Origin of the sequence: Bacillus coreaensis, assembly GCF_050586445.1 — a bacterium.
Classification (GTDB): domain Bacteria; phylum Bacillota; class Bacilli; order Bacillales; family Cytobacillaceae; genus Robertmurraya_A; species Robertmurraya_A coreaensis.
This window is the reverse complement of record NZ_JBOCCY010000011.1, coordinates 23,467-49,181: the sequence shown is the minus strand read 5'-3', so window position 1 is coordinate 49,181 and position 25,715 is coordinate 23,467. Positions and strand designations below refer to the sequence as shown.

Below are 25,715 nucleotides of genomic sequence, written 5' to 3'. Positions count from 1 at the left end.
ACAACAATCAATTAGACAAGGAATCAATGGAAGTGGAGGAACATCCAGTTCCCTCTCAAACAGGGTATACCGTTTTCTCGAATGCACGGTTCGCAGGCTTTTGGATGAGATTTTGGGCGTACTTACTGGATTTACTTGTGATTGGAAGTATCGATCGAATCCTCATTAATCCGATCTTTCGTGCCATTGGGCTAGACTTGCATAGTGGTGACTTTTTTGCTCCAATTACAATCGCCACTGCACTCACGTTTTATGGATATTTTGTATTAATGACAAAATTCTATGGTCAAACATTAGGAAAAATGATTTTTGGTTTACGGGTGATTTCTTTACACGGTGAAAAGCTAACTTGGAGCACGGTACTTTTTCGAGAGTGGGTTGGTCGTTTTATTTCCGCGTTTATCTTTATTTTATATGTGCTCGTAGCTTTTCTTCCTAAAAAGCAAGGAATACATGATTTATTTGCAGATACCTCAGTTGTTCATGAGAAATAATAGTAAACCTGTCAACAAATATGTTGGCAGGTTTATTTTTTTGTATATTGTCGATAATGATATGCGGAAGGGTGTGAGAGTAATGAAGTGGCTACTTTTAATCCTAATCATACTATTGCTTTTATTTTTGCTTATCATTTTTTTAAAACTAAAGGTGTATATCCACTTCTATCATGGACAAGACGATGACCATTTGAGAATTAAATTCAAATCTTTATTTGGTCTTATTCAATACAAACTTGAAATTCCAGTCATTCAAATAGATGATGATTCACCAACTGTTGTTGTAAAAACAAAAAAAGAACCTGGTGCAAAAGAACAAGTGAAGGATGAACAAACAAGTAAATTTTCACCAAAAGAGATTATAGATAGCTTTAAAGATATCGAGGTTTTAATACAGCATGTGGTAGGGTTGCATACAATCATCCGCAAGTTTCTAAAAAAAGTAACGATTAAAGATATAAAATGGGACTCCGTCATTGGTGTTGGAAATGCTGCATATACGGGGATGATTACTGGGGCATGCTGGGCAGCAAAAGGGAGCCTTATTGGCGTTTTGAGTACGTATATGCGAATGAGGAATCTTCCGCAAATCACCGTTACCCCTCACTTTCAAATGGCGATATCTCAAACCTCCTTTACATGTATGATTCAATTTCGTATCGGGCATGCTATGTTAGCAGGAATTAAACTGATTAAATTTTGGAAGGGTGGACGGCCTACTTTTAAAACAAAGCCGTTATCTACTTTATCTAATGAAAAATCTAAACCCATATAAGGAGGAGTTTAAATGTCTGAGCATCCAATACAAGGGTTAATGACAACAGCAATGGAAAATCTAAAGGAAATGATTGATGTAAATACAATCATTGGTGATCCAGTTGAAACCCCTGATGGCAGTGTAATCTTAACTGTTTCAAAGGTTGGCTTTGGATTTGCAGCAGGTGGTAGTGAGTTTACACTTGATAATGGAAAGGAAGAAGCTTCAAAGCATCCATTTGGTGGAGGTAGCGGTGGAGGCGTTTCTATTACTCCGATTGCATTCTTAATTGTAAATTCCAAAGAGGTAAAAATGGTTCACCTTGATGAGAGTACACATTTATATGAAAAGATTTTGGATCTGGCTCCTCAAGCAGTGGACAAAATTCAACAAATGATGTCAAAAAATAAGGATCAAAGTCAAAACAGTGGCGATAACCAACAGCCAAATCCAGATGAATATAACGGTCCTAAGCATGATTTGCAAATATAAGATTAGTGGGTTAACTTTCCTGATAGGGAGTTAACTCTTTTTCTTTGAAAAATGAGCGTAATTATTTGCAAAATTAAGTTGGACGGGCTATGATTTTTGTGTACATATACTGGAAAGGGAGGAATTTTTTTATGGCATCAATTACATTTAAGGGGAATCCTGTTACATTATTAGGTCAAGAAGTTAAAGTGGGCGACACAGCACCTGATTTTTCTGTTCTAGCAAATGATTTATCACCAGTTACATTAGCTGATAGCAAAGGTAAAGTTCGTCTAATCAGTGTCGTACCATCTATTGATACAGGAGTATGTGATGCTCAAACTCGTCGTTTTAACGAAGAAGCAGCGAAGTTAGATAATGTACAAATTCTAACGGTTAGCGTTGACTTACCATTCGCACAGAAGCGTTGGTGTGCATCTGCAGGTATCGATAAAGTACAAACCGTTTCTGACCATAGAGATCTTTCTTTTGGAGAAGCATTTGGCGTGGCAATCCAAGAATTACGCCTCCTTGCTCGTGCTGTTTTTGTTATTGACTCTAATGACAAAGTAACATACGTCGAGTATGTAAGTGAAGCAACTGATCATCCAAACTATGAAGCAGCGGTAGAAGCAGCGAAAGCAGCACAATAATCAAGATCAGAAAGCCTCGATCACCTTCGAGGCTTTTTTACATCTCTTTAAAATTGCCTTCTTTCCCTATGCTAGATACAATAGAAGATATGAATTTTTCAGGAGGAAGAAATATGACACCTTCTACTTTAGAAGATTTATTTACATTGTTTAATGAGACGGCTTCTATTTTACAGGAGGAGCTAAATTGTACATACCTAGAGGCATTAGCTGAAACGGGTGAAAACCTATTTCAACAATCAGTCTTACAAGAAGAGTTAAGTGAATTAACACTTAAGAGATTAAAGAAAAGCTACGAAGCGTTTCGTCCGGACAAATATTCAGCTGAGGAATTACGTAAGGCGTATCAATTAGCTATATTAAAAGGGATGAAGGAAAGTGTACAACCAAATCATCAGATGACTCCTGATGCTGTAGGAATGTTGGTAGGTTATTTAGTGGATAAGTTTGTCCAATCAACAAATTTCCGATTGCTTGACCCAGCGGTTGGTACTGGGAACTTACTAACGACGGTGATGAATCATCAGGTAAATAAAAAGGTGACTGCGATTGGAGTAGACATAGACGATTTATTGATCCATCTTGCATTCGTAAATGCAAACCTTCAAGAACATCAAATTGAATTGTTCAATCAGGATAGTTTAGAACCGCTATTTATTGATCCTGTGGATGCAGTCGTGGCTGATTTACCAGTTGGCTATTATCCAAATGATGTTCGAGCACAAGAATATCAGTTAAAGTCATCTGAAGGCCATTCATACGCTCATCATCTGTTTATTGAGCAAAGTGTGAAACACACGAAGGATGGCGGATATTTATTTTTTATTATTCCCAATGGTTTATTTGAAAGTGAAGAGGCACCAAAGCTGCATGCTTTCTTAAAGGAACAGGCTCATATCCAAGGAATCCTGCAATTACCAATGACCATGTTTAAACATAAACAAGCAGCAAAAAGCATTTTAATCCTGCAAAAACTAGGGGGAGACATTAAGCCACCTAAGCAGGTACTTCTTGTCAACATTCCGACACTTTCTAAAGGGCAAGATGTGGAGCGAATGCTCAGAAACATTGATATATGGATAAAAGAGAACAAATAATAAGGAACCGATAGCTGAAAAAAGTGCTATCGGTTTTTTGCCTTATTTTCAGAATATAATTACTTTATTCTGTAACCGATACCAAAATTAGCTTGTTCTTGAAATGTATGTGAGGCAGTGATTAAATGGGGAATGGAGAGATAGAAACGAGCGTCTTAGTGCAAAATATATTTGTATTAGCGTATTTTAGAGTTTCTTTAAAAAAGGAGCGGTACTTATAATATGTCAAAGGTAATTGCGATTAACGCAGGAAGTTCATCACTGAAATTTCAATTATTCGAAATGCCGAATGAAGAAGTTATTACAAAAGGGCTAATTGAGCGTATTGGCCTTAAAGATTCAATTTTCACGATTTCTGTAAATGGTGAAAAGGTTGAAGAGGTTACAGATATTCCTGATCATGCTGTTGCAGTTAAAATGCTTTTAAATAAGCTTACTGAATCTGGTATTATTAAGTCACTTGAAGAAATAAATGGTATTGGTCACCGTGTCGTCCATGGTGGGGAAGAATTCAATGACTCTGTTTTAATAACAGATGAAGTATTAAGTAAGATTGAAGATTTATCAGAGCTAGCACCTCTTCATAACCCTGCTAATATTACTGGAATTCGTGCGTTCCAACAAGTACTTCCAAATGTGTCAGCGGTTGCTGTATTTGATACAGCCTTCCATCAAACCATGCCAGAAAGTTCTTTCTTATACAGCTTGCCTTACGAGTATTATAAAGATTACGGCATTCGTAAATATGGTTTCCACGGTACGTCACATAAGTATGTGTCAGAGCGTGCAGCTGAACTATTAGGTCGTCCACTTGAACAGCTTCGCTTGATTTCTTGTCACTTAGGTAATGGTGCAAGTATTGCAGCGATTGAAGGTGGTAAGTCTATTGATACATCTATGGGCTTCACTCCACTTGCTGGTGTAACAATGGGAACTCGTTCAGGAAATATTGACCCAGCGTTAATTCCTTTCATTATGGAGAAAACAGGAAACAATGCTGACGAAGTATTGGATATCCTTAATAAAAAGAGTGGAATGTTAGGCGTATCCGGATTCTCAAGTGACCTTCGTGATATTGAGTTGGAAGCTGAAAAAGGGAATGAACGTGCGGAATTAGCGTTAGAAGTATTCGGTAACCGAATCCACAAGTATATTGGTTCATATGCATCTCGCATGTATGGTGTTGATGCAATCATCTTTACAGCAGGTATTGGTGAGAACAGCCAAGCAATTCGTGCACGTGTACTTCAGGGCTTAGAGTTTATGGGTGTATATTGGGATCCAGCTCTAAACAAGACGCGTGGAGAAGAAGCGTTTATTAACTATCCGCATTCTCCAGTAAAAGTAATTGTTATCCCAACGAATGAAGAAGTTATGATTGCACGTGATGTTTTAAAATTAGCTCTATAATATTCTAATACACAGGCAAATGCTGATCAGGCATTTGCCTGTTGCTTTTTCTCCAAAAACAATGAGTATGCTATACTTAAGCTAGTTAAAAAGGAGGGAAAGCAATGGCTTTAACAAGTCGTGAAAAACAAGTGATGGCCTCGATTAAAGAATGGGAAGAGAGTCTTTACAGCTATTCTCCTAATGATCTTGAAGTAACGTATGATAAATACGTAGAGCGAGTTTTTTCCCTATTACCAGAAGAAACCCAAAAACAGTTTTACATAGCCTTAGATAGCTGGTTATTCCATCTACATGCATTAATACAAGGAAGTCAACTTCAGTTCGACGCAAAAGAACGAATCCTATCAGCTGGAAGAGTATTCGGCCAAAGTATTACGCAAATTGACGATTTGAAACAGTTGAGTATTGATCAACTTCAGTACATTGCTGAACAACAAATTTCGAGACATAGACTTTATTCCTTTGCTCAAGGAGGAATGTCTGGAACTGGTGGAGCTCTTTTATTGGGTGTGGATCTTCCTGCAGTAACCGTGATAAATCTTAGAGTGATTCAACTTATTGCTATGACTTATGGATACGAAGTTAATACTCCATTTGAAATGATGAATTCATTGAAAGTATTTCATGCGGCAACTCTTCCAGTCCGAATGCAGGTATATAGCTGGGAAGAATTAAAGCAGGATTTCGGGAAACATAGAGAATACTTTTATGAGGGAAAAGAAGAACTGACAGATATAACATGGATGGAACAACCTCTGAAGCAGATCTTTAAATCGATTGCGATTCTTTTCTTTAAAAATAAGACGCTTCAAGGAATTCCTCTTATATCAATGGCGATTGGGGCAGGAAGCAATTATCAACTAACACGTAAAGTTACGGATTTTGCTCACTCCTATTACCAATTGCGTTATCTAGAAGAAAAGGAGAATACATACGATGAGTAGGGATGAGCACAAGCAAACTGCACCACGCTCTGTGACATGTAAGGTCATTACCGTGAGTGATACAAGAACAGAGGAAACCGATAAAAGTGGTCAGCTCATGATATCCTTATTGAAGGAAAATGGTCATGTAATTGGAGATTATGTGATTGTTAAAGATTCACAAGAGGAAATTACAAGGGAAGTTCTTCAGGGTTGTACCGATGAAAGGGTCGATGTTATATTAACAAATGGTGGTACAGGTATTGCGAAACGTGATGTAACGATTGAAACGGTTCAAGCGCTATTTGAGAAAGAAATAAGTGGGTTTGGGGAATTGTTTCGTATGCTTAGCTATACAGAAGACATCGGCTCTGCTGCTATTTTATCTCGAGCGATTGCTGGTGTTATCCAAAATAAAGCGATCTTTTCTACTCCAGGTTCAACAGGGGCAGTAAGACTAGCGATGAATAAGTTAATCTTGCCTGAGCTCGGCCATATAGTGAGGGAATTGAAAAAAGATTTGTAAAAAAGTGAGACATTAGTGCTCACTTTTTTTTGGTTAATTGAAGGGCAGTTTGGGAAGAGTAATAAATCAATCACTTCTTACATTAGAAGGTGGGTAGATGAGAAATTTATTCTTTTTCGCTATTTTTGCCTTACTTATTGCATCACCTGCTGAGCAAATGATGGCAATAGAAGAGCCAGTTCCTCCGTCAATCGAGCTACGTATTCTGGAAACGACAGATCTACATAGTTATATGATGGATTATGATTATCGAAACAATCAAGAAACAATCGAATTCGGATTTGCAAGGACGGCAAGTTTGATTAAAGAAGCAAGAAAGGAAGCAAAAAATGTGCTTCTATTTGATAATGGTGATTTAATTCAAGGAAGTGCATTAGCTGAGCTTGCTTCTAAAACGTATCAATTTGACCAAAGCTTTATCCATCCAGCATTTAAGGCGTTAAATCGTCTCCGATATGACGGGGCAACACTTGGAAATCATGAGTTTAATTTCGGATTAAACTTCTTGCAAACGAGCTTACGGGGAGCTGATTTTCCATATGTGAATGCAAATATTTATGTGGAAGACCATAATTTACACCCATTTGATGATATCAACTATTTTAATCCGTACATGATATTAGATAAAAGATTCACAGATACAATGGGGGTTGAGCAAAATATCAAGGTTGGTGTACTTGGGTTAATTACTCCTATTGCAGCAAAGTGGGATGAGGAGCATTTTAAAGGGAAAATAAAAATAAAAAGCATGGTGTCATCAGCTAAGCATTTCATACCGATTATGAAGGGGAAAGGTGCTGATATCATTATTGTTCTAGCCCATGCCGGTCTGGCTGCCGATGAGGGAGTAGTAAACAAAAGAGAAAATAGTGTAATGGCGTTAACTGAAGTGGAAGGAATTGATGCGATTCTATATGGTCATAGCCATTCTCTATTTCCGAACGATGATTATTTTTTACAGCAACAATTTATTAATATTGAAAAAGGGACCATCCATAATACTCCATTAGTTCAAGCTGGATATTGGGGGAATCATTTAGGGATGATTGATTTATCAATCAGGAAGATAAATGATGTGTGGAAGGTAGTAGATTCTCGATCAGAGGTAAGATCGATTTATAAAAAATCAGGAAAAGAAAAGGTGCCTCTTGTCCAGCCTGATGAGGAAATTATTGATGCTTTGAGAAACGATCATTCAAACACGCTTGAGTATATAAAAAATAATAAAGAATAAAAGAGCCTTCAGGCGTCTGAAGGTTCTTTTTAATGGTGAGCTTTCCCACCGATATCCTGATTTGTTCGGTACCATAACCAAAGATCATTAATGATGGAAGCGAGTTCTGCGATTTCCGTATTTAATTGGCATGATTTCTGAAAATCACTTTCATCTGATAAAGAGGCTTGCTTCTTATTAATATGGTCTTCTAGTTCTGCTATTCGATCAGGAATATGTCCTCTTATTTTCTCCCACTCCAACAGAATGCTTTGCTGTGTATGAAAGGTATAATCCTCCCAGTTCTTATGCAAAGTAGGGAGCTTGATACCTAATCTCTCATTTAATTCAAAGTGTTTTTCCATTGAAAGATCCTCCGTTTCATCTAATAACCATTTTACTACAGTCCATTCATGCCTTCCAGAAGGAAGCTGTATAAATAATTTAATAAATTTTTATACATTTTTAAGAATAAGTATTGAAAATAGGGAGAAAACTTGTTACATTTGTATACATATTATTAAAGTATAAAAATATAAATCATTTGAATATTTATTCGATATTAGGAGGATTACCATGTCAGTTCAAAAAGTTGTTCTTGCTTATTCAGGAGGTTTAGATACATCAGTAGCAGTAAAGTGGCTTCAAGATCAAGGGTATGCAGTAGTTGCGTGTTGTTTGGATGTAGGAGAAGGTAAAGATCTAGATTTTATTAAAGAGAAAGCATTGCAGGTGGGTGCGGTATCATCGTACGTTATTGATGCAAAAGAAGAATTCGCGCATGAATATGCATTAATTGCACTGCAAGCACAAGCGATGTACGAAGATAAGTATCCTCTTGTATCAGCACTATCTCGTCCTCTAATTGCAAAAAAATTAGTAGAAGTTGCTGAGCAAGAAGGAGCAGTTGCAGTAGCGCATGGTTGTACAGGAAAAGGAAACGACCAAGTTCGTTTTGAAGTATCCATTTCTGCGTTAAACCCTGATTTAAAGGTTCTTGCTCCAGTACGTGAGTGGAGCTGGTCTCGTGAAGAAGAAATTGAGTATGCAAAGAACAACGGAATTCCAATTCCGATTAACTTAGATAGCCCATATTCTATTGACCAAAATCTTTGGGGTAGAGCAGCTGAATGTGGAGTGTTAGAAGATCCTTGGGCAGCACCACCTGAAGGTGCATACGATATTACATTGCCACTTGAGCAAACACCAGATCAAGCGGATGTTGTTGAAATTGAGTTTGTTAGTGGAGTTCCTGTTAGCCTAAACGGAAAAAACTACCCACTTTCAGAGCTTATTTTAGAATTAAATGGATTGGCTGGTAAGCATGGTGTTGGCCGTATCGACCATGTAGAAAACAGACTTGTGGGTATTAAATCTCGTGAAGTGTATGAGTGCCCAGGAGCGATGACATTATTAAAAGCACATAAAGAGCTTGAAGATTTAACGCTTGTTAAGGAAGTAGCACATTTTAAGCCGGTTATTAGCAAAAAGATTGCTGAAGTGATTTATGATGGACTTTGGTTCTCTCCACTAACTACTGCTTTAAAAGCATTCCTTAAGGAAACGCAAAAGTATGTAACTGGTACCGTTCGTGTGAAGCTATTTAAAGGTCATGCGATTGTTGAGGGAAGAAAGTCAGAGTACTCCTTGTATGATGAAAAATTAGCAACGTATACAGCAGAAGATCAGTTTGATCATCAGTCAGCGGTAGGATTTATTCAGCTATGGGGTCTGCCAACTAAGGTACAATCTCAAGTGCAACAAAAGAAGGTGACTGTGTGAAAAAGCTTTGGGGAGGACGCTTTACCAAAACAGCAGAGGAATGGGTAGACGAATTTGGAGCCTCCATTTCCTTTGATAAAGAGCTAGTCCTAGAAGATATTCAAGGTAGTTTAGCACATGTAAGTATGCTTTCTTCGTGCGGTATTATATCGTACGAGGAAGCAGCACAAATTACAGATGGGCTAAAAGTTTTACAAGAAAAGGCAATCAATGATGAGCTTGAATTCTCAGTAGAATTAGAGGATATTCACTTGAATCTTGAGAGTCAGCTTATTCAATTAATTGGTCCTGTTGGTGGAAAGCTCCACACAGGAAGAAGTAGAAATGACCAAGTGGCAACCGATATGCATTTGTACTTACGAAAGGAAACTTTGCATGTTGTTGAATTGATTGAAGGACTGCAGCAAAGTTTGTTAGTGCAGGCTGAAAAGCATGTGGAAACTATCATGCCAGGCTATACACACTTACAAAGAGCGCAGCCTATCTCATTTGCTCATCATTTGCTTGCTTATTTTTGGATGCTTGAGCGTGACAAAGAGAGATTCCAAGAAAGTATTAAGAGAATTAATAAATCTCCACTAGGTGCAGGAGCTTTAGCCGGAACGACCTTTCCTATTGATCGTGAACTCACAGCTAGCCTACTAGAGTTTTCGAGTATTTATGAGAATAGTTTAGATGCAGTTAGTGATCGAGATTTTATATTGGAATTTATGTCTGGAAGCTCTATCTTGATGATGCATTTATCAAGACTTGCTGAGGAGTTTATTTTATGGTCAAGTCAAGAGTTTCGCTTTATTGAGCTTGATGATAGCTTTACAACTGGTTCTAGTATTATGCCGCAAAAGAAAAATCCTGATATGGCTGAGTTAATCCGTGGGAAGACAGGAAGAGTATATGGCAATCTTTTTGGTTTGTTAACGGTTTTAAAGGGTCTGCCGCTTGCTTACAACAAGGATATGCAGGAAGATAAAGAAGGCATGTTCGATACGGTAAAGACCATTACTGGCTCACTGAAGATTTTTGCTGGAATGGTTGAAACCATGAAAGTGAATGTGAACGAAATGGAAGTTGCTACAAAGCAGGACTTCTCTAATGCGACAGAGCTTGCTGATTATTTATCAGGGAAAGGAATTCCGTTCCGTGAAGCTCATGAAATCGTAGGAAAGCTAGTGCTTACATGCGTTCAAAGTCAATGCTATTTAGCTGACTTACCTCTCGAGCAATATAAGGAAGCAAATTCATTATTCGAGAATGATATATATGAGGTGTTAAATCCAGTCACTGCAGTGAAACGTAGAAACTCAGCAGGAGGAACAGGGTTTGCTCAGGTCGAAGAGGCTATACTTAAAGCAAAATCAAAGATAAATCAAGAAAAGCACGCTAATGATTAAATAGCGTGCTTTTCTACGTTATTTATTCTTTTTCTGTACGTACAACCAAAACATCACAGCGCGCATAACGGGTAATATGTTCGGAAACGCTTCCGATTAAAAATCGTTCTACCGCATTTAATCCTGTTGCTCCACAAATAATTAAATCTACTTCATGCTTTTTCGCTAAGTCTTTGGGAATTTTCACCTTTGGAGAACCATAATCGATCTCGTAGGTTACATGTTGAACGCCTGCATTCAATGCCTGCTCTTTGTAGCTTTCCATAAGCTCCGTAGCAAACTTGTCTGCTCGTTCCGCAATCGTACGGTCATAGGCTTCAACGGTTGCAAAAGTTCGAGTGTCGATGATGTGAGCTAATAAAATAGTTGCATTGTTCCTTTTGGCTACTTCGATTGATTTCTTAAAAGCCCATTCTGCTTCTTTAGAACCGTCCACAGCAACTAATATCTTCTTATACGTAAGACTCATGTTCATCTCCTCCTTTACTTTTATTATACAATACCCAATTCATGTATATCTGTAGCAATTTTTCGAAAAATAATATAGGCGGGAAAATACACTTTAAAGGAGCTCATAAAAAATGAAAAAGGAAGAGATGAAAGGGCAATCGCATTATATTTACGACCAGCAAGGCGAGAGTAGTGTTAGTGAACAAATTATGGATGCCTATAATAGTGGTGTCATTGATCAGCCTAACGGTCAGTTTGACAATGAAAAGTATGATAGCATGATTGGGAATGAATCGGAGTAGTAATGAAAAAAGGAAGCCCTTTGGCTTCCTTTTTTAATCAAAACTATTGCTTTAGTTCTTGTAGTCTTTCTTTTAACAATTGTCCGGCTGTTTTTAAGTCTTCTTTCATTTTATCTATCACTTGGCTCCATTTTGAGCTTTCTTCTTTAATTACTTGCTCAATCTTTTCTGCTTTTTCCTTAATTGCTTCTTGCGTTTCTTCTGCGTCTTGTTCGCCTTGCATTCTAGCATTTACAGATTTCACCGTAAAGGGTGTTTGATCCGTATATGGAATGGCCGACTCCATAATTTTCTTGAAGATTGGAACGACTGTATCTGAGCTTGAACCGGATAAATAATGATCTTGGTCGGTCTGATCATAACCAATCCAGATGGCACCCACTAGGTCAGGAGTATACCCGACAAACCATTGGTCCTTTGTTCCATCAACGCCTGAAAAGCTTAGCTGGGTGGAACCTGTTTTCCCAGCAATAGGTGTTCCATTAATTTGTGCAGCGGTACCTGTTCCAGATTCCACAACATTTAAAAGCATGGAGGTCATTTCATTAGCGACTTTTTTGCTTGTTACTTGTACAACCTTTTTTTTATGTTCAACGATAATATTTCCCGTTGGACCTTCTATTTTTGTTATAAGATGATCATCGGCACGTTTCCCCTTATTGGCTAAGGCGGAATAAGCGGCAGCTAATCGGAGCGGAGAGGTTCCTTCGTTCATACCTCCGAGTGCAATCGCTAAATGCTCATCCTCTTCCTGGAGTGCAATACCAAATTTATTTAACGATTCTATTCCTTTGTTTAATCCTATTTGATCTAGAAGCCAAACGGCTGGGAGATTCAAAGATTCCTGCATCGCAACATACATTGGAACTTCATCTGTATATGTTTTATTATAATTTTCGGGTTGGTAGTCACCAAATGCTTGCTGCTTATCTTCTAACACGGAGGATAAGGTATACCCTTCTTCAAGGGCTGGGGTATAAACAGCTAATGGCTTTAATGTCGATCCTGGCTGTGTCTTTAAATGGGTCGCCCGATTAAATCCACGGAAAACCGATTCTCCACGTCCTCCAACTAGGGCTCTTACCCCACCAGTTGACGGATCTAGAAGTACAGAACCACTTTGAACAATCGCATCGTTCTTGCCTCTAGGAAAATTGTTATTATTCGAATAAATGGTTTCAAGAGAGGATTGAAGGTTTTGGTCCATTTCTGTAAAAATCTTGTACCCTCTAGTTAATATTTCTTCCTGTGTTAAGCCATATTTGGATATCGCTTCGTCAAGAACCGCATCTGTATAGGAAGGGTATTTTCGATCTAGAAAGCTGCCGCCACCTTCTTCAAGAACAATCTTTTCATCTATGGCTTGCTTATACTCCTGCTCAGTGATAAATGTATTTTCCTTCATTTCTGCGAGTACAACATCCCTGCGTTCAATAGCTGCATCGTAATTTTGAAATGGATTACGTGCAGAAGGTGCTTGGAGAAGTCCGGCAAGCAACGCGGATTCGCTAATAGTTAATTCAGTAGCACTTTTATTAAAATATTTGGCAGCTGCTTGATCAATTCCCCATGCCCCATGTCCAAAATATACTTGATTCATATACATTTGAAGGATTTCTTCTTTTTCGTACTTTTTTTCAATTTCAAGGGCAAGAAATAATTCTTCAATTTTTCTTTTATATGTTCTCTCAGGGGAGAGTAGGGCATTTTTGGTTAGTTGCTGAGTTAATGTACTACCGCCTCCCGTAATACGACCAGCCAGTAAATTTTTAAAGAATGCTCTAGTAATACCTTTCAGGTCAAAACCATTATGGTCATAAAAGCGGTGATCCTCTATAGCAACAACTGCGTTGCCAACATAATCAGGGAGATCTGAAATCTCCACACCTTTGTTTCGGTTAGTGCTAATCTCTGTAGCCAAATCTCCATCCTTGTCGTAAATAACAGTTGATTGTCTTAATCCTTCCTTTAAGGTTTGTACATTTGCTTGACTAGCGATGAAAGCAAAATAAAGAATCGCAAATAATACAAAAACTAGAAGAAGTAATAATAAAAATTGGATAATATGTGTGTTTCTCCAAAAACGAATGATTGCATTACGAAATGTTTCGAATCGTTCCATTGAATACCTATCCTTTAAAAATGAAATTATGACCATTATAACAGGAAATTATGTCAAAGGATGATAGAAATCTCTTTATTCCTATAATAAAAAAGTGGTATATTTATTATCGGCTTCATGATCACTGATTACATATTTTGGAGGGTAAGGCATGCGTATTGGAGTTCCTAAAGAAATAAAGAACAACGAAAATCGAGTCGCTATGACTCCTGCTGGTGTTATTAATTTAGTGAAGTTTGGGCATGTAGTACATATTGAAACAGGGGCTGGTCTTGGATCAGGTTTTAGTGACGCTGATTATGAGGATGCTGGTGCCATCATTGTTGAAAGCGCTTTAGAAGCGTGGTCGATGGATATGGTAATGAAAGTTAAAGAACCACTTCGAGAGGAATATCAGTATTTCCGAGAAGGATTGATTTTATTTACATATTTACATTTAGCTCCAGAGCCAGAATTAACAAAGGCATTAATCGAAAACAAAGTAGTTGGAATTGCCTATGAAACGGTCCAACTTTCCAATGGAAGCCTTCCGCTATTAACTCCAATGAGTGAAGTAGCTGGACGAATGGCTACACAGATTGGTGCCCAATTCCTAGAGAAGGTACATGGCGGGAAAGGAATTCTTCTTGCTGGTGTACCAGGTGTGAGTAGAGGAAAGGTAACCATTATTGGTGGTGGAGTTGCAGGAACAAATGCAGCAAAAATGGCGATTGGACTGGGTGCAAGTGTCACGATTATCGACCTTAGTCCTGACCGACTTCGTCAGCTTGATGACATTTTCGGAAGTGATGTGACGACCCTAATGTCTAACCACTACAATATCGCTGAAGAAGTAAAGAGCTCTGACTTAGTCATTGGTGCTGTGTTAATACCAGGAGCGAAAGCACCTAAGCTTGTAACAGAAGAAATGATTCAGTCTATGTCACAAGGCTCGGTTGTAGTCGATATTGCCATTGACCAAGGTGGGATTTTTGAAACGACGGACCGTATTACCACACATGATAAGCCAACATATGAAAAGTATGGCGTTGTGCATTATGCTGTAGCAAACATGCCAGGCGCAGTACCGCGTACGTCAACGATGGCTTTAACAAATGTAACGGTACCATATGCACTACAAATTGCAAACAAGGGCTACAAAAAAGCTTGTCTTGAAAATGAAGCATTATTAAAAGGAATCAATACCCTTGAAGGGTATGTAACCTATGAAGCTGTGGCAGAAGCTCATGGATTAGAGTATGCAGCTTCTCGTGAACTATTAGAAAAATAGAATACAAGAAAAGCTCCTTGAAAAATGTTCAAGGAGCTTTTCTTTATCTTATTATTTGTAATTCTTTTGGGAATTTTGTTAATATCTCAACCCCATTGGAGGTAACAAGAACGTCATCTTCAATTCTTACACCCGCTACTCCAGGAACGTAAATCCCTGGTTCGATCGTAAAAACCATTCCTTCTTCAAGTAATAGTGTATTCGTTTCTGTGAGTGATGGATATTCATGAACACTTATTCCTAGCCCGTGACCGAGTCGGTGAGGAAAATATTCCCCATAACCGGCATTTGAAATAATATTTCTTGCAGTAAGGTCGACCGATTGACAAGTGACACCAGGCTTACTAGCTTCGATAGCTGCGGCTTGAGCTTTTAATACGGTATCATAGATGTCTTTTTGCTTGTCACTAATATCACCTAAAGCAACGGTACGAGTAATATCTGAACAGTATCCGTCAACAATGACTCCTAAATCAAAAAGAACAAGATCGCCTTTTTTCATTTTAGTCAATCCAGGGTTTCCATGAGGAGAAGCTCCATTTTCCCCCGTCAAAACCATGGTAGAAAAAGACATTTCTGAAACACCTTTTTTCTTTAATTCATATTCAATGGCTGCTAATACTTCTAGTTCTGTTTTCCCTTCCGCAATTTCGGAACATCCCACTTCAATTGCGTAATCAGCTAGGGCACACGCCTCACGAATCGTAGAAATTTCACTCTCGCTTTTTACCATCCGTAATTTGCGGAGCTTTTCCTCCGCAGGAAGAAAGGAAGCTTGTGGAAAAAGGGAACCAATAAGCTCGTAGCGCTCCACATTCATATGTTCTTTTTCAATGGCTATTTTTTCTACAGACTTCGTTCGATCGTAACAAAGCTTATGTATCAATGTCCATGGATTTTCGATATCCGTATATCCGATAATATCATATCCCCAGCCTGCCTTCTTTGCATCTTCCTTCTCCATGGAAGGACAAACAAGCAATGGGTCTCCACTTTGGAAAATACCTACACCTAGTAATCTTTCGTGGGGATCACTTAAAAATCCACTTACATAAAACACGCTGTCAGGGTTCGTTAAAAAGCAAAAGTCAATTTGTTCTTGTTTAAGCCATTCTGCTATTGTGTGCAGTTTATCCGTCACAATTATTCCCCCTCTACTATAAATTTAGAGTAACAACATTACTTTTGAAAGTAAACTTATATTGGTAGTAAAATATGGGTATAAGGAAATTGAAAAGTCAAAAGGAGTGTGGAGAAATGAAAATTAGCTTTCATGGACATTCAGTTATTTTAGTTGAGGCAAACGGAACGAGAATTCTTTTTGATCCTTTTATTAATGGAAACCCAGCAACCGATTTAAAAGTAGGGGAAGTAAAAGCAGATGTGATAATTGTAACTCATGGACATAATGATCATCTTGGGGATACCGTTGAACTGGCGAAAAAGAATAATGCGCTAGTAATCGGAACAGCAGAAATGGCAGATTATTTAAGTTCAAAAGGGATACGAACACACGGATTGCATATCGGAGGGGGATTTAGTTTTGAGTTTGGTAGAGTAAAGCTAACCCAAGCATTTCACGGGTCAGGGTACATAAACGAGAAAAATGAAATCGTTTACCTTGGTATGCCTGCAGGTGTCCTTTTAACGATTGACGGAAAGACGATTTACCATGCTGGCGATACAGGACTATTTTCAGATATGAAACTAATTGGAGACAGAAATCAAATTGATGTAGCTTTCCTGCCGATCGGGGACAATTTCACGATGGGACCGGACGATGCGGCTTATGCAGCGGAACTTCTCCAAGCGAAGAAGGTTGTACCTATTCACTTTGATACCTTCCCATTGCTTAAGCAAGATCCACAAGCATTTATTAACATGCTTCCAACAGGAGTTGGAGTCGTGCTTGAAGTAGGTCAGTCAATAGAATTATAGAAAAGGTAGTCGGTGAATCATCATAGATGAATTCATCGACTACTTTTTATTTTTCTGCATACATTTTTACTAATTGGACAAGAAAGGAGCTCTAAAATATGAAAAAAAATCGATACTTATTTTGTTTGCTATCCTGTGGTGTGATGCTTTATTACGGAGTACCACAATTATCAGCGTATAACGCAGGCTCGGCAGGTGTTTTCTCTGTGGCATGGTTACTATTAGCCATTTTCGTAATCGCTGGTAATTTGTCGGCCATCATGTATGCGCCTAAGAAGAAAACCGCTACTCAAGCTCATTTATCAAAAAAACAGGTAAGAAAAAAGCTGCGAGCCTACTAATTACCTATCAGCAAAGAGAAATCAAATTGTAATCAAGCCCCTTCACGCTTTATAATAAAAGGATAAATACCAAACTAATAGAAAATACAGAATTTATAAAGGGTGAAGGTCTTGGCTACAAAACATGAGCAAATTCTTCAATATATTGATGAACTACCGATAGGTGAAAAAATTTCAGTAAGGCAAATTGCCAAGGCGCTTAATGTGAGTGAAGGAACAGCATATCGTGCCATAAAGGATGCAGAGAATAAAGGGTATGTGAGTACGATTGAACGTGTAGGAACGATTCGAATTGAAAGAAAGAAAAAAGAGAATATTGAAAAGCTAACTTTTGCAGAAGTAGTAAATATTGTTGATGGACAAGTTCTCGGTGGACGTGCGGGTTTACATAAAACGTTAAATAAGTTTGTCATTGGTGCGATGAAGCTTGAACAAATGATGCGTTACACAGGTGCAGGCAATCTACTCATTGTTGGGAACCGGACGAAGGCTCATGAGTATGCATTAAATGCTGGAGCTGCCGTGCTCATCACTGGTGGTTTTGATACAGAGGATGAAGTGAAAAGGTTGGCTGATGACCTTCAGCTGCCTATCATTTCAACTAGCTATGATACCTTTACGGTTGCTGCAATGATAAACCGTGCCATTTACGATCAGTTAATAAAGAAAGAAATTGTTCTTGTTGAAGATATATTAACGTCGATTAACGAGACAATCTATTTAAAAACAACGGATACGATTGAAGATTGGCATGAAAAAAATCGTGAAACCACACATAGTCGTTTTCCGGTAGTCGACCACCAAATGAAGGTGCAAGGGATGGTTACTTCAAAGGACGTGATGGGAATTGGAGATACTACAAGCATTGAAAAAATCATGACAAAAAATCCGATGACTGTTACTGGAAAAACAAGTGTTGCCTCCTGTGCTCATTCGATGGTATGGGAAGGAATCGAGGTCCTTCCAGTTGTTGACGACAATAATCGCTTAGAGGGAATCATTAGCAGACAGGATGTACTAAAGGCTTTACAGATGATTCAACGACAGCCTCAAGTAGGAGAAACGATTGATGACATCGTTACAAATCAGCTAGTTGTCACGAAAGGAAAAACAAAGAACGAGGATGTTCTCCGCTGTGAAGTAAGCCCCCAAATGACTAACTCGATTGGGACGATATCCTATGGTGTTTTCACTACTATTGTGACAGAGGCAGCCAATGGTGTTTTAAGAGGATATAAAAAAGGTGATCTAGTCGTTGAAAATATGACGATTTATTTTCTAAAACCAGTCCAAATGGATAGTGTATTAGAAATTTATCCGAAAGTGCTAGAGGTTGGCCGTAAATTCGGAAAGGTCGATGTGGAAGTATATAACGAAAATGTTTTAGTTGGTAAAGCGATGATGATGTGCCAGCTCATTGATCGACACTAGGAAAAAGGAGTTGTTCTTTAAATGAACAACTCCCGTACTTACATTTGCTTTTTTAATTCATTTGCTTCCTTTGCTGCAAGAGGAAGGAAATACTTATAAGCTTTTATCCCACCCCAAATATTGTATGCTCCAAGGACGATAAAAACTGCTCCTATGATATATACTACAGTGGATTGAGAGATCATGATACGATTCATTCCAAAGGATGCAATAAATAATCCTAGAGCAATATTGCTTTTTGCGGAAATCCATTTCTTTTCTGCCGGACGGTTGGAACGAAAGAATTGGATTTTATAAAAAATATAAAACATAATAGATATTACAATAATAATGACAAAAATAGGCATATCATTCCTCCAAGCTTCGACATTCTCCCATTATTCTACCTTGTATATAAAATAATTTCTACTTTTTCTCTTTTTGTGTTAAAAAGAGAGTATTAGGAAAAAAAGGAGACCAGCAATGAAAGATCAAATAATTGAAACGATTAAACAGTACGATACCATTATTATCCATCGACATGTTCGTCCAGATCCAGATGCGTATGGATCACAAGGGGGATTGGCAGAAGTTTTAAAGGCTTCTTTCCCGGACAAAACGATTTACACAGTGGGGCAAGAAGAGCGGTCTTTACATTACTTAAGAAGGCTTGATGAAATAAGCGATGATACATATAATGGGGCTCTAGTTATTGTGACAGATACGGCAAATCAAGAGCGTATTTGTGACCAAAGATATCTATCTGGAGACAAATTAATAAAGATAGACCATCATCCAAACGAGGATCCATATGGTGATATTGTGTGGGTAGATACGACTTCTAGCTCAACAAGTGAAATGATTTATGAACTTTATTTGTATGGTCAAGAAAAGGGCTTACAAATGTCAGATCAAGCAGCAAGATTATTGTATGCAGGAATTGTTGGAGATACGGGGAGATTTCTTTACCCAAGTACGAATGATCGCACATTCCAATATGCTGGCGAGTTGATAAAATATAATTTCTCTCGTACAGAAGTGTATGACGGAATGTACGAATTACCAATGAATGTTGTTAAATTGAATGGCTATGTACTTCAAAATTTTGAAATGAACGAAAATGGCGTTGCATCCATGATCCTTCCAAAGGAACTGCTTGCTTCATACGATGTAAGGGCAGCAGATGCCTCCCTACTTGTGAGTGCACTAGGAAGTGTACAAGGAATTAAAGCATGGGCATTCTTTATTGAGGAAAGTGATCAAATTCGTGTTCGCCTTCGATCAAAAGGTCCAGTTATTAATGGAGTGGCTAAAAAATATAAAGGTGGCGGTCATCCTCTTGCAGCTGGAGCCTCTATCTATTCATGGGATGAAGTACCACATGTCATGAAGGATATTGAAGAAGTATGTAAGTAATAGAAGAGGTAGGAACTCGTTTTCGTTCCTACCTTAATTATTCGCTAATTGCATCTCAAGTTGAATGGACAACGTAGTATAAAACACAATTTCCTTTACTTTTAATTGATATCTTTTATCATTTATTTTGTGTGTCCGATTTTCAATGACCTTTTTCACCCAATCACTACTTTTAAAAGCAGTATCTATATCCATCTTTAATAGTGGGTTGATATCCTCTTTAATGGCCTCTTCCACCTCATAAATGCTAAAGGAATCTAATTCGTATTTTTGATTCACATTAATTTTAATTTTTATATCTTGGACGATTAGAAGTTCTTCGTTTTTCTTATTAAGTTCACGATAGTCATTTTGCCAAATATTTTTTTCCTTTTCTAAATCCTTTACACGTTCTTCTTGCTGCTTCAGCTCTTTTGAGTAGGTTTCTTGCCAATCTCCGTAAATATAAAGAAATACACACCAACTGATTACTCCACCTAACGCCATTCCTGCAATAAACTGCTGGACAGCACGAAGTCGGTAGAAAGGCGGGATTCTCATATTAAATATGCTCCTGAGTTAACCAGTTAATGATCGTTGCTCCCGTTTGTGCACCACCCATAGCAGTAAGAATGAGCAGGAATTGTTTAAAGATATCCTTCGTACCTCCATCTAAAAAACCTTTTTCAAAGCTATAGACGGTATCAAATGTTCCACCTATCGCAGCAATAATTGCCCAAATCCGTATCGAAGTGGATATTCGGTAAATTTCGGTTAGCATTGGTTTACCGGTCAAGAATGCGGATAGCCCACCAATGAGCGCCCCACCTAATAAAACACCTAGAGCTATAAAATAGGCATCTATTAAAATCGATATATACGGTTGTTCGCTCACAAGAATCATCTCCACAAAATATAAGTATTGATACATCATATGGACAAACTCAAAAAAATATGAGCTATCATGAAGCGAACATATTTTCTTTTTTACGTCTATGCCCATATAATAAAAGAAGAATGAAGCAGTTAGGGTGTGATATTTATGTCTTTTGTTCACCTTCAAGTGCAAAGTGCGTTTACTTTATTATCAAGCACAGCTTCCGTTGAACAATTGGTAAAGGGAGCAAAAGAAAAGGGATTTACGATGCTTGCATTAACTGATTTTAATGTCATGCATGGAGCAGTCACCTTTTATAAGCAATGTTTAAAGCATGAGATGAAACCGATCATTGGACTTACAGTGGATGTTAAAAGTGAAATAACTTCCAATAAGGCGCACCCGCTTGTACTTTTAGCGAAAAATCAGGTAGGATTCCAAAACTTAATGAAAATTTCGAGTGTTGTACAAACGAAGTCCAAGGAAGGTATTCCATTAAAATGGCTTAGGCATTATGCAAGAGGATTATTTGCGATTTCTCCTGGCCGTGCGGGAGAAATCGAATCGTATTTAATAGAGAATAATGAAGAAAAAGCAGCACAATGTGTGGAGTTATATAAACATATTTTTGAAGAAGAAAGCTTTTATCTGTCGTTACAAAATCATCACATTCCTACTGAAACAAGTCTTTTAAACAAAGTCATTGCTCTAGGGAACTCTCAATCGGTACAAACAGTTGTCACAAATGATGTTAGATATTTACAACAATCTGATTCATTTGCCCATGAGTGTTTGTTAGCCATAAAAAATGGAGAGAAGTTACAGGATGATGACAGGAAACGTTTGGAGACAGACCAATATTATTTAAAAACGAGCTCAGAAATGGTTGACCTTTTTACAGACTTCCCTGAAGCGTTAGAAAATACTTGGCGAATTGCTGAAGAGTGTAATGTTATGGTAGAGCTACATAAGCAAAAGCTTCCTAAGTACCCAACAGTAGAGGGGGAAACGGCAGAAGGATTGTTAGAAAAGCTTTGCATGAAAGGACTTACTGAAAGGTACAGCGATGTAACCGAATCACACACAGATCGATTACGATACGAATTAAACGTAATAAAGAAAATGAAATTTGCTGATTACTTTTTAATTGTTTGGGATTTTATGAGGTTTTCACGTGAAAAGCATATATTAACTGGTCCAGGTAGAGGTTCGGCAGCAGGATCATTGGTTTCATATGTGTTGTACATTACGGATGTTGACCCGTTAAAATACGATTTGTTATTTGAAAGGTTTTTAAATCCAGAACGTATTTCAATGCCTGATATTGATATCGATTTTCCAGACCATCGCCGCGATGAGGTGATAGAATATGTTGCTAATAAGTACGGAGAAGCACATGTGGCTCAAATCGTTACTTTTGGTACGCTAGCAGCGAAAGCGGCCCTTCGTGATGTTGGAAGAGTCTTTGGATTGAATACAAAGGAGCTCGAAGGTCTGTCAAGAACAGTACCTTCGCAACTGGGAATTTCATTAAAAGACGCCTATGCTCAGTCGGAAAGGCTACGTGCATTTGTCAATGAATCTCCTACAAACCAAAGGCTGTTTGAGACCGCAGTAAAGTTAGAGGGACTTCCAAGGCACACTTCCACCCATGCAGCAGGGGTAGTGATTTCTGAAGAACCGCTTGTTAACACTGTCCCCATAAGTGAGGGCAGTCAATCTGTGTATCTGACTCAATATGCGATGGACGTTCTCGAAGAGGTTGGACTTTTAAAAATGGATTTTCTGGGCTTAAGGAATTTAACACTCATAGAATCTATTATTGATATGATAAAAAAGAGGGCAAGGATCAATCTTGATATAAAATCGATCCCTTTGGATGATCAAGAGACGTTTTCCATGTTAAGCCGTGGAGAAACGACGGGAGTGTTCCAATTAGAGTCTGAAGGGATGAGAAACGTATTAAAACGGTTAAAGCCAACAAATTTTGAAGATATTGTTGCGGTAAACGCTCTTTACCGTCCCGGACCTATGGAAAATATTCCGATGTTTATAGATAGAAAGCATGGGAAAGAGCATATCTCGTATTTACATGAAGATTTGCAGCCGATACTTGAAAATACGTATGGAATCATCGTGTATCAAGAACAAATCATGCAAATTGCCTCAACGATGGCGGGCTTTAGCTTAGGTGAGGCCGACTTATTAAGGAGAGCAGTTGGAAAAAAGAAAAAAGAAATTCTGGATAAAGAAAGACAGCATTTTGTTGAAGGAGCAATCACAAAGGGGTATGAGACAAGCATTGCCAATGAGGTATACGATCTTATCGTAAAATTTGCAAACTATGGATTTAATAGGAGCCATGCGGTTGCATACAGTGTGATTGCGTATCAACTTGCATATCTTAAAGCGAAATATCCAGTGTATTTTATGGCTGCGTTATTGTCTTCGGTAATCGGTAATGAATCAAAAATCGCCCAATATATCAAAGAATGTCGAGAAATGGGTATTCAAATTTTGCCACCATCTATTAACAAAAGCGGCTATACCTTCTTAGTGGAAAATCATGCGATTCGATATAGTCTTACCGCCATAAAAGGGATAGGTGTTACTGCTTTAAAAGGTTTGTTCACCGCTAGAAAAAGCAAAAAATTTACGGACCTGTTTGATTTTTGTATTCGAGTGTCAGCTAAATCAGTTAACCGCAAGGCATTAGAAACGCTCATTCATTCAGGTAGCTTCGATGAATTCGGAGAAGACCGTGCGGTGCTGTTGGCTAGCCTTGACGTTGCTTTAGATCATGCACAGTTGGTAAATCCGGATGATGCTCAGCAAGGAGATTTATTTTCAGATGATGAGTTTTTCTTGAAACCAAAGTATGTAACAGTTGATCCGATAAGGGCTGAAGATAAATTAAGGCAGGAAAAAGAGGCACTAGGATTATATCTTTCGGACCATCCTGTTTCGATTTATGAAAGAGAAGCAAAGTTGGAACAAGCAACGGCAATTTCCTCTATTTCAAACGAAGGAAGAAATATAAGGGTTTTGGTCTATATTACAGAATTGAAGAAAATCCGTACAAAAAAAGGAGAAACGATGGCTTTCTTGACTGTATCGGATCAAAGTGGTGATATGGAGGCGGTTGTGTTTCCTACTGTTCTTAAAAGATTTTCTATTCTCTTACAACAAGGAAATATTGTGATTTTTGACGGGAAAATCGAAGAACGAAATGGAGCAAAGCAACTCATTATATCATCGGCCAAGGAAGTTGTTAGAGTCGAAGAAGCGGTGGAAGGTAAAAACGTACTATATCTAAAAATACAAAAGCATCAAGAACAAGGTGAATTCTTGCACGCATTAAAGAAATTGTTAAATAGGCATAGTGGCGGTACACCTGTTATTCTTTACTACGAAGAAACGAGGAAAAGTATAAGGCTTGGGAAAGAGGATTATGTGCAACCCACAACGGTACTATTGAAGGAAATCCAATCGCTGCTAGGTTCAGATAATGTCATTTTGAAATAATTAGCCTTTACATCCTTTTGTATTATGTTATATTGTTGTATTGTTGTAAGTATACGTGGTCTGACCACTAATGGGGATGGAGAAAAGAAAGTTATTTTAACTAAGGGGTGGAATGCATTTTGACTTTACGTGAAGAAGCATTACATATGCACAGAGTAAACAAGGGTAAGCTCGAGTCAAAATCAAAAGTTCAAGTTAGGAATGCAAATGATCTAAGTCTTGCCTATTCGCCAGGAGTGGCCGAGCCTTGTAAAGAAATTTATGACAAGCCTGAAACGGTCTATGATTATACGATGAAAGGGAATATGGTTGCTGTTGTTTCTGATGGAACAGCTGTACTTGGACTAGGAAACATCGGTCCAGAAGCGGCACTTCCGGTAATGGAAGGCAAAGCTGTTTTGTTCAAAAGCTTTGCAGGAGTTGATGCATTTCCAATCTGCTTAGGTACAACCGATGTCGAAAAAATTATTGAGACCGTCAAGTTACTAGAACCAACATTCGGGGGAATAAACCTTGAAGACATTGCTGCTCCTAATTGCTTTGTGATTGAGGAGAGGCTAAAAAAGGAAACAAATATACCTGTATTTCATGATGATCAGCACGGTACAGCAATCGTTACAGTGGCTGGTTTAGTGAACGCATTAAAGCTAGTTGGCAAATCGATGAATGAAATTAAGGTTGTAGCTAACGGAGCTGGTGCAGCAGGGATTGCTATTATGAAACTTCTATATACCTATGGTGTACGGGATATTATTATGTGTGACACTAAAGGGGCTATATACGAAGGTAGACCGTTTGGAATGAACGACATTAAAAATGAAATAGCTAAATATACAAATCGTAATCAAGAAACAGGTAGTCTTGCAGACGCATTAAAAGGTGCAGATGTGTTTATTGGAGTATCCGTTGCTGGTGCCTTAACGGGTGATATGATTCAAACAATGAATGAGGATCCTATTATTTTCGCTATGGCGAATCCAACACCGGAGATTATGCCTGATGAAGCAAAAAAAGCTGGAGCCAAGGTTATCGGAACAGGACGTTCTGACTTCCCGAACCAAGTAAATAATGTACTAGCCTTCCCTGGAATCTTCAGAGGTGCTTTAGACGTAAGAGCCACTCATATTAATGAAAAAATGAAGGTGGCAGCGGTTGAAGCGATTGCTAGTCTTGTTTCAGATGATGAGTTAAGCGCTGATTACGTTATTCCGGCACCATTCGATGCGAGAGTAGCGCCTGAGGTAGCAGCGGCAGTTGCGAAGGCAGCTATGGAAACAGGTGTAGCGAGAATGAAGGTTGACCCGCTAGAGATTAAGGCAAGAACTAGCCAGCTTTCCGTTATCGGAAAGAGCGAGTGATCTT

Annotated in this window: 26 protein-coding genes; 19 read left to right on the top strand and 7 right to left on the bottom strand. The window is 38.3% G+C overall.

The window, feature by feature from the left end:
• The first annotated feature begins 26 nt into the window (after nt 1-26).
• The 9 genes from ACQ5H4_RS16245 to ACQ5H4_RS16205 all read left to right on the top strand — a co-directional run bounded on the left by ACQ5H4_RS16245 (nt 27) and on the right by ACQ5H4_RS16205 (nt 7,571).
• The gene (locus ACQ5H4_RS16245) at nt 27-494 is read left to right on the top strand and encodes an RDD family protein (RefSeq protein WP_430776127.1); all 468 of its coding nucleotides are present in this window, start codon (nt 27-29) and stop codon (nt 492-494) included.
• An 82-nt stretch (nt 495-576) separates the two neighbouring features.
• A complete protein-coding gene (locus ACQ5H4_RS16240; protein ID WP_430776047.1) occupies nt 577-1,272 on the top strand; it encodes a DUF2953 domain-containing protein in 696 nt (231 codons plus the stop codon).
• A 12-nt stretch (nt 1,273-1,284) separates the two neighbouring features.
• Complete coding sequence (gene ytfJ, locus ACQ5H4_RS16235) at nt 1,285-1,746, top strand: GerW family sporulation protein (RefSeq protein ID WP_430776046.1); 462 nt, start codon at nt 1,285-1,287, stop codon at nt 1,744-1,746.
• Between the two features lie 131 nt (nt 1,747-1,877).
• Nucleotides 1,878-2,378 carry a thiol peroxidase gene (tpx, locus tag ACQ5H4_RS16230; protein ID WP_430776045.1) on the top strand — a complete coding sequence of 167 codons (501 nt, stop codon included), beginning with the start codon at nt 1,878-1,880 and terminating at the stop codon, nt 2,376-2,378.
• Between the two features lie 113 nt (nt 2,379-2,491).
• Nucleotides 2,492-3,475, top strand: coding sequence for a class I SAM-dependent methyltransferase (locus ACQ5H4_RS16225; RefSeq protein ID WP_430776044.1), 984 nt, complete (start codon nt 2,492-2,494; stop codon nt 3,473-3,475).
• Between the two features lie 222 nt (nt 3,476-3,697).
• Nucleotides 3,698-4,885, top strand: coding sequence for an acetate kinase (locus ACQ5H4_RS16220; RefSeq protein WP_430776043.1), 1,188 nt, complete (start codon nt 3,698-3,700; stop codon nt 4,883-4,885).
• Between the two features lie 104 nt (nt 4,886-4,989).
• Nucleotides 4,990-5,832 carry an EcsC family protein gene (locus ACQ5H4_RS16215; protein ID WP_430776042.1) on the top strand — a complete coding sequence of 281 codons (843 nt, stop codon included), beginning with the start codon at nt 4,990-4,992 and terminating at the stop codon, nt 5,830-5,832.
• Entirely contained in the window at nt 5,825-6,337 is a 513-nt protein-coding gene (locus ACQ5H4_RS16210) for a MogA/MoaB family molybdenum cofactor biosynthesis protein (protein ID WP_430776041.1), read from the top strand. The genes ACQ5H4_RS16215 and ACQ5H4_RS16210 overlap by 8 nt, the downstream gene beginning before the upstream one ends.
• Before the next feature lie 97 nt (nt 6,338-6,434).
• Nucleotides 6,435-7,571, top strand: a complete 1,137-nt coding sequence (locus ACQ5H4_RS16205; protein ID WP_430776040.1) for a metallophosphoesterase — start codon at nt 6,435-6,437, stop codon at nt 7,569-7,571.
• Between the two features lie 29 nt (nt 7,572-7,600).
• Here ACQ5H4_RS16205 and ACQ5H4_RS16200 read toward each other — a convergent pair whose 3' ends face one another.
• A complete protein-coding gene (locus ACQ5H4_RS16200) occupies nt 7,601-7,915 on the bottom strand; it encodes a hypothetical protein (protein WP_430776039.1) in 315 nt (104 codons plus the stop codon).
• Nucleotides 7,916-8,126: 211 nt separating this feature from the next.
• On the opposite strand from ACQ5H4_RS16200, the gene ACQ5H4_RS16195 reads away from it, so the two are divergent.
• Together ACQ5H4_RS16195 and argH are read left to right on the top strand one after the other, a co-directional pair.
• Nucleotides 8,127-9,332: an argininosuccinate synthase gene (locus ACQ5H4_RS16195; RefSeq protein ID WP_430776038.1), complete on the top strand. Its 1,206-nt coding sequence runs from the start codon at nt 8,127-8,129 to the stop codon at nt 9,330-9,332.
• Entirely contained in the window at nt 9,329-10,723 is a 1,395-nt protein-coding gene (gene argH / locus ACQ5H4_RS16190; RefSeq protein WP_430776037.1) for an argininosuccinate lyase, read from the top strand. The genes ACQ5H4_RS16195 and argH overlap by 4 nt, the downstream gene beginning before the upstream one ends.
• A gap of 22 nt (nt 10,724-10,745) precedes the next feature.
• On the opposite strand, the gene ACQ5H4_RS16185 is transcribed toward argH, so the two are convergent.
• Entirely contained in the window at nt 10,746-11,192 is a 447-nt protein-coding gene (locus tag ACQ5H4_RS16185; RefSeq protein ID WP_119709383.1) for a universal stress protein, read from the bottom strand.
• A gap of 112 nt (nt 11,193-11,304) precedes the next feature.
• Between ACQ5H4_RS16185 and ACQ5H4_RS16180 the strand changes: the two genes are divergently transcribed.
• A complete protein-coding gene (locus tag ACQ5H4_RS16180; RefSeq protein ID WP_430776036.1) occupies nt 11,305-11,475 on the top strand; it encodes a hypothetical protein in 171 nt (56 codons plus the stop codon).
• Between the two features lie 43 nt (nt 11,476-11,518).
• Here ACQ5H4_RS16180 and ACQ5H4_RS16175 read toward each other — a convergent pair whose 3' ends face one another.
• Nucleotides 11,519-13,597, bottom strand: a complete 2,079-nt coding sequence (locus ACQ5H4_RS16175; RefSeq protein ID WP_430776035.1) for a transglycosylase domain-containing protein — start codon at nt 13,595-13,597, stop codon at nt 11,519-11,521.
• 151 nt (nt 13,598-13,748) lie between these two features.
• Here ACQ5H4_RS16175 and ald point away from each other — a divergent pair, with 151 nt between their 5' ends.
• Nucleotides 13,749-14,867, top strand: coding sequence for an alanine dehydrogenase (ald, locus tag ACQ5H4_RS16170; RefSeq protein ID WP_430776034.1), 1,119 nt, complete (start codon nt 13,749-13,751; stop codon nt 14,865-14,867).
• 43 nt (nt 14,868-14,910) lie between these two features.
• On the opposite strand, the gene ACQ5H4_RS16165 is transcribed toward ald, so the two are convergent.
• Nucleotides 14,911-16,008, bottom strand: a complete 1,098-nt coding sequence (locus tag ACQ5H4_RS16165; RefSeq protein WP_430776033.1) for a M24 family metallopeptidase — start codon at nt 16,006-16,008, stop codon at nt 14,911-14,913.
• Nucleotides 16,009-16,124: 116 nt separating this feature from the next.
• Here ACQ5H4_RS16165 and ACQ5H4_RS16160 point away from each other — a divergent pair, with 116 nt between their 5' ends.
• The 3 genes from ACQ5H4_RS16160 to ACQ5H4_RS16150 all read left to right on the top strand — a co-directional run bounded on the left by ACQ5H4_RS16160 (nt 16,125) and on the right by ACQ5H4_RS16150 (nt 18,577).
• A complete protein-coding gene (locus tag ACQ5H4_RS16160; RefSeq protein ID WP_430776032.1) occupies nt 16,125-16,805 on the top strand; it encodes a metal-dependent hydrolase in 681 nt (226 codons plus the stop codon).
• A 98-nt stretch (nt 16,806-16,903) separates the two neighbouring features.
• Nucleotides 16,904-17,146 carry a hypothetical protein gene (locus ACQ5H4_RS16155; RefSeq protein ID WP_430776031.1) on the top strand — a complete coding sequence of 81 codons (243 nt, stop codon included), beginning with the start codon at nt 16,904-16,906 and terminating at the stop codon, nt 17,144-17,146.
• A 111-nt stretch (nt 17,147-17,257) separates the two neighbouring features.
• Entirely contained in the window at nt 17,258-18,577 is a 1,320-nt protein-coding gene (locus ACQ5H4_RS16150) for a DRTGG domain-containing protein (RefSeq protein WP_430776030.1), read from the top strand.
• 38 nt (nt 18,578-18,615) lie between these two features.
• Here the strand turns inward: ACQ5H4_RS16150 and ACQ5H4_RS16145 are convergent, their stop codons facing one another.
• Nucleotides 18,616-18,924, bottom strand: coding sequence for a YtpI family protein (locus ACQ5H4_RS16145; protein ID WP_430776029.1), 309 nt, complete (start codon nt 18,922-18,924; stop codon nt 18,616-18,618).
• A 115-nt stretch (nt 18,925-19,039) separates the two neighbouring features.
• Between ACQ5H4_RS16145 and ACQ5H4_RS16140 the strand changes: the two genes are divergently transcribed.
• A complete protein-coding gene (locus ACQ5H4_RS16140) occupies nt 19,040-19,972 on the top strand; it encodes a DHH family phosphoesterase (RefSeq protein WP_430776028.1) in 933 nt (310 codons plus the stop codon).
• 33 nt (nt 19,973-20,005) lie between these two features.
• Here the strand turns inward: ACQ5H4_RS16140 and ytrI are convergent, their stop codons facing one another.
• Together ytrI and ytrH are read right to left on the bottom strand one after the other, a co-directional pair.
• Nucleotides 20,006-20,512 (bottom strand): sporulation membrane protein YtrI, encoded by a 507-nt coding sequence (gene ytrI / locus ACQ5H4_RS16135; RefSeq protein WP_430776027.1) that lies wholly within the window; start codon nt 20,510-20,512, stop codon nt 20,006-20,008.
• A gap of 1 nt (nt 20,513) precedes the next feature.
• Nucleotides 20,514-20,855: a sporulation membrane protein YtrH gene (gene ytrH, locus ACQ5H4_RS16130; protein WP_430776126.1), complete on the bottom strand. Its 342-nt coding sequence runs from the start codon at nt 20,853-20,855 to the stop codon at nt 20,514-20,516.
• A 138-nt stretch (nt 20,856-20,993) separates the two neighbouring features.
• Between ytrH and dnaE the strand changes: the two genes are divergently transcribed.
• Both dnaE and ystJ read left to right on the top strand, forming a co-directional pair.
• Nucleotides 20,994-24,353 (top strand): DNA polymerase III subunit alpha, encoded by a 3,360-nt coding sequence (gene dnaE / locus ACQ5H4_RS16125; protein ID WP_430776026.1) that lies wholly within the window; start codon nt 20,994-20,996, stop codon nt 24,351-24,353.
• Between the two features lie 119 nt (nt 24,354-24,472).
• On the top strand, nt 24,473-25,711 hold the full coding sequence (gene ystJ / locus ACQ5H4_RS16120; RefSeq protein ID WP_430776025.1) for an NADP-dependent malic enzyme: 1,239 nt from the start codon (nt 24,473-24,475) through the stop codon (nt 25,709-25,711).
• Nucleotides 25,712-25,715 lie beyond the last annotated feature (4 nt).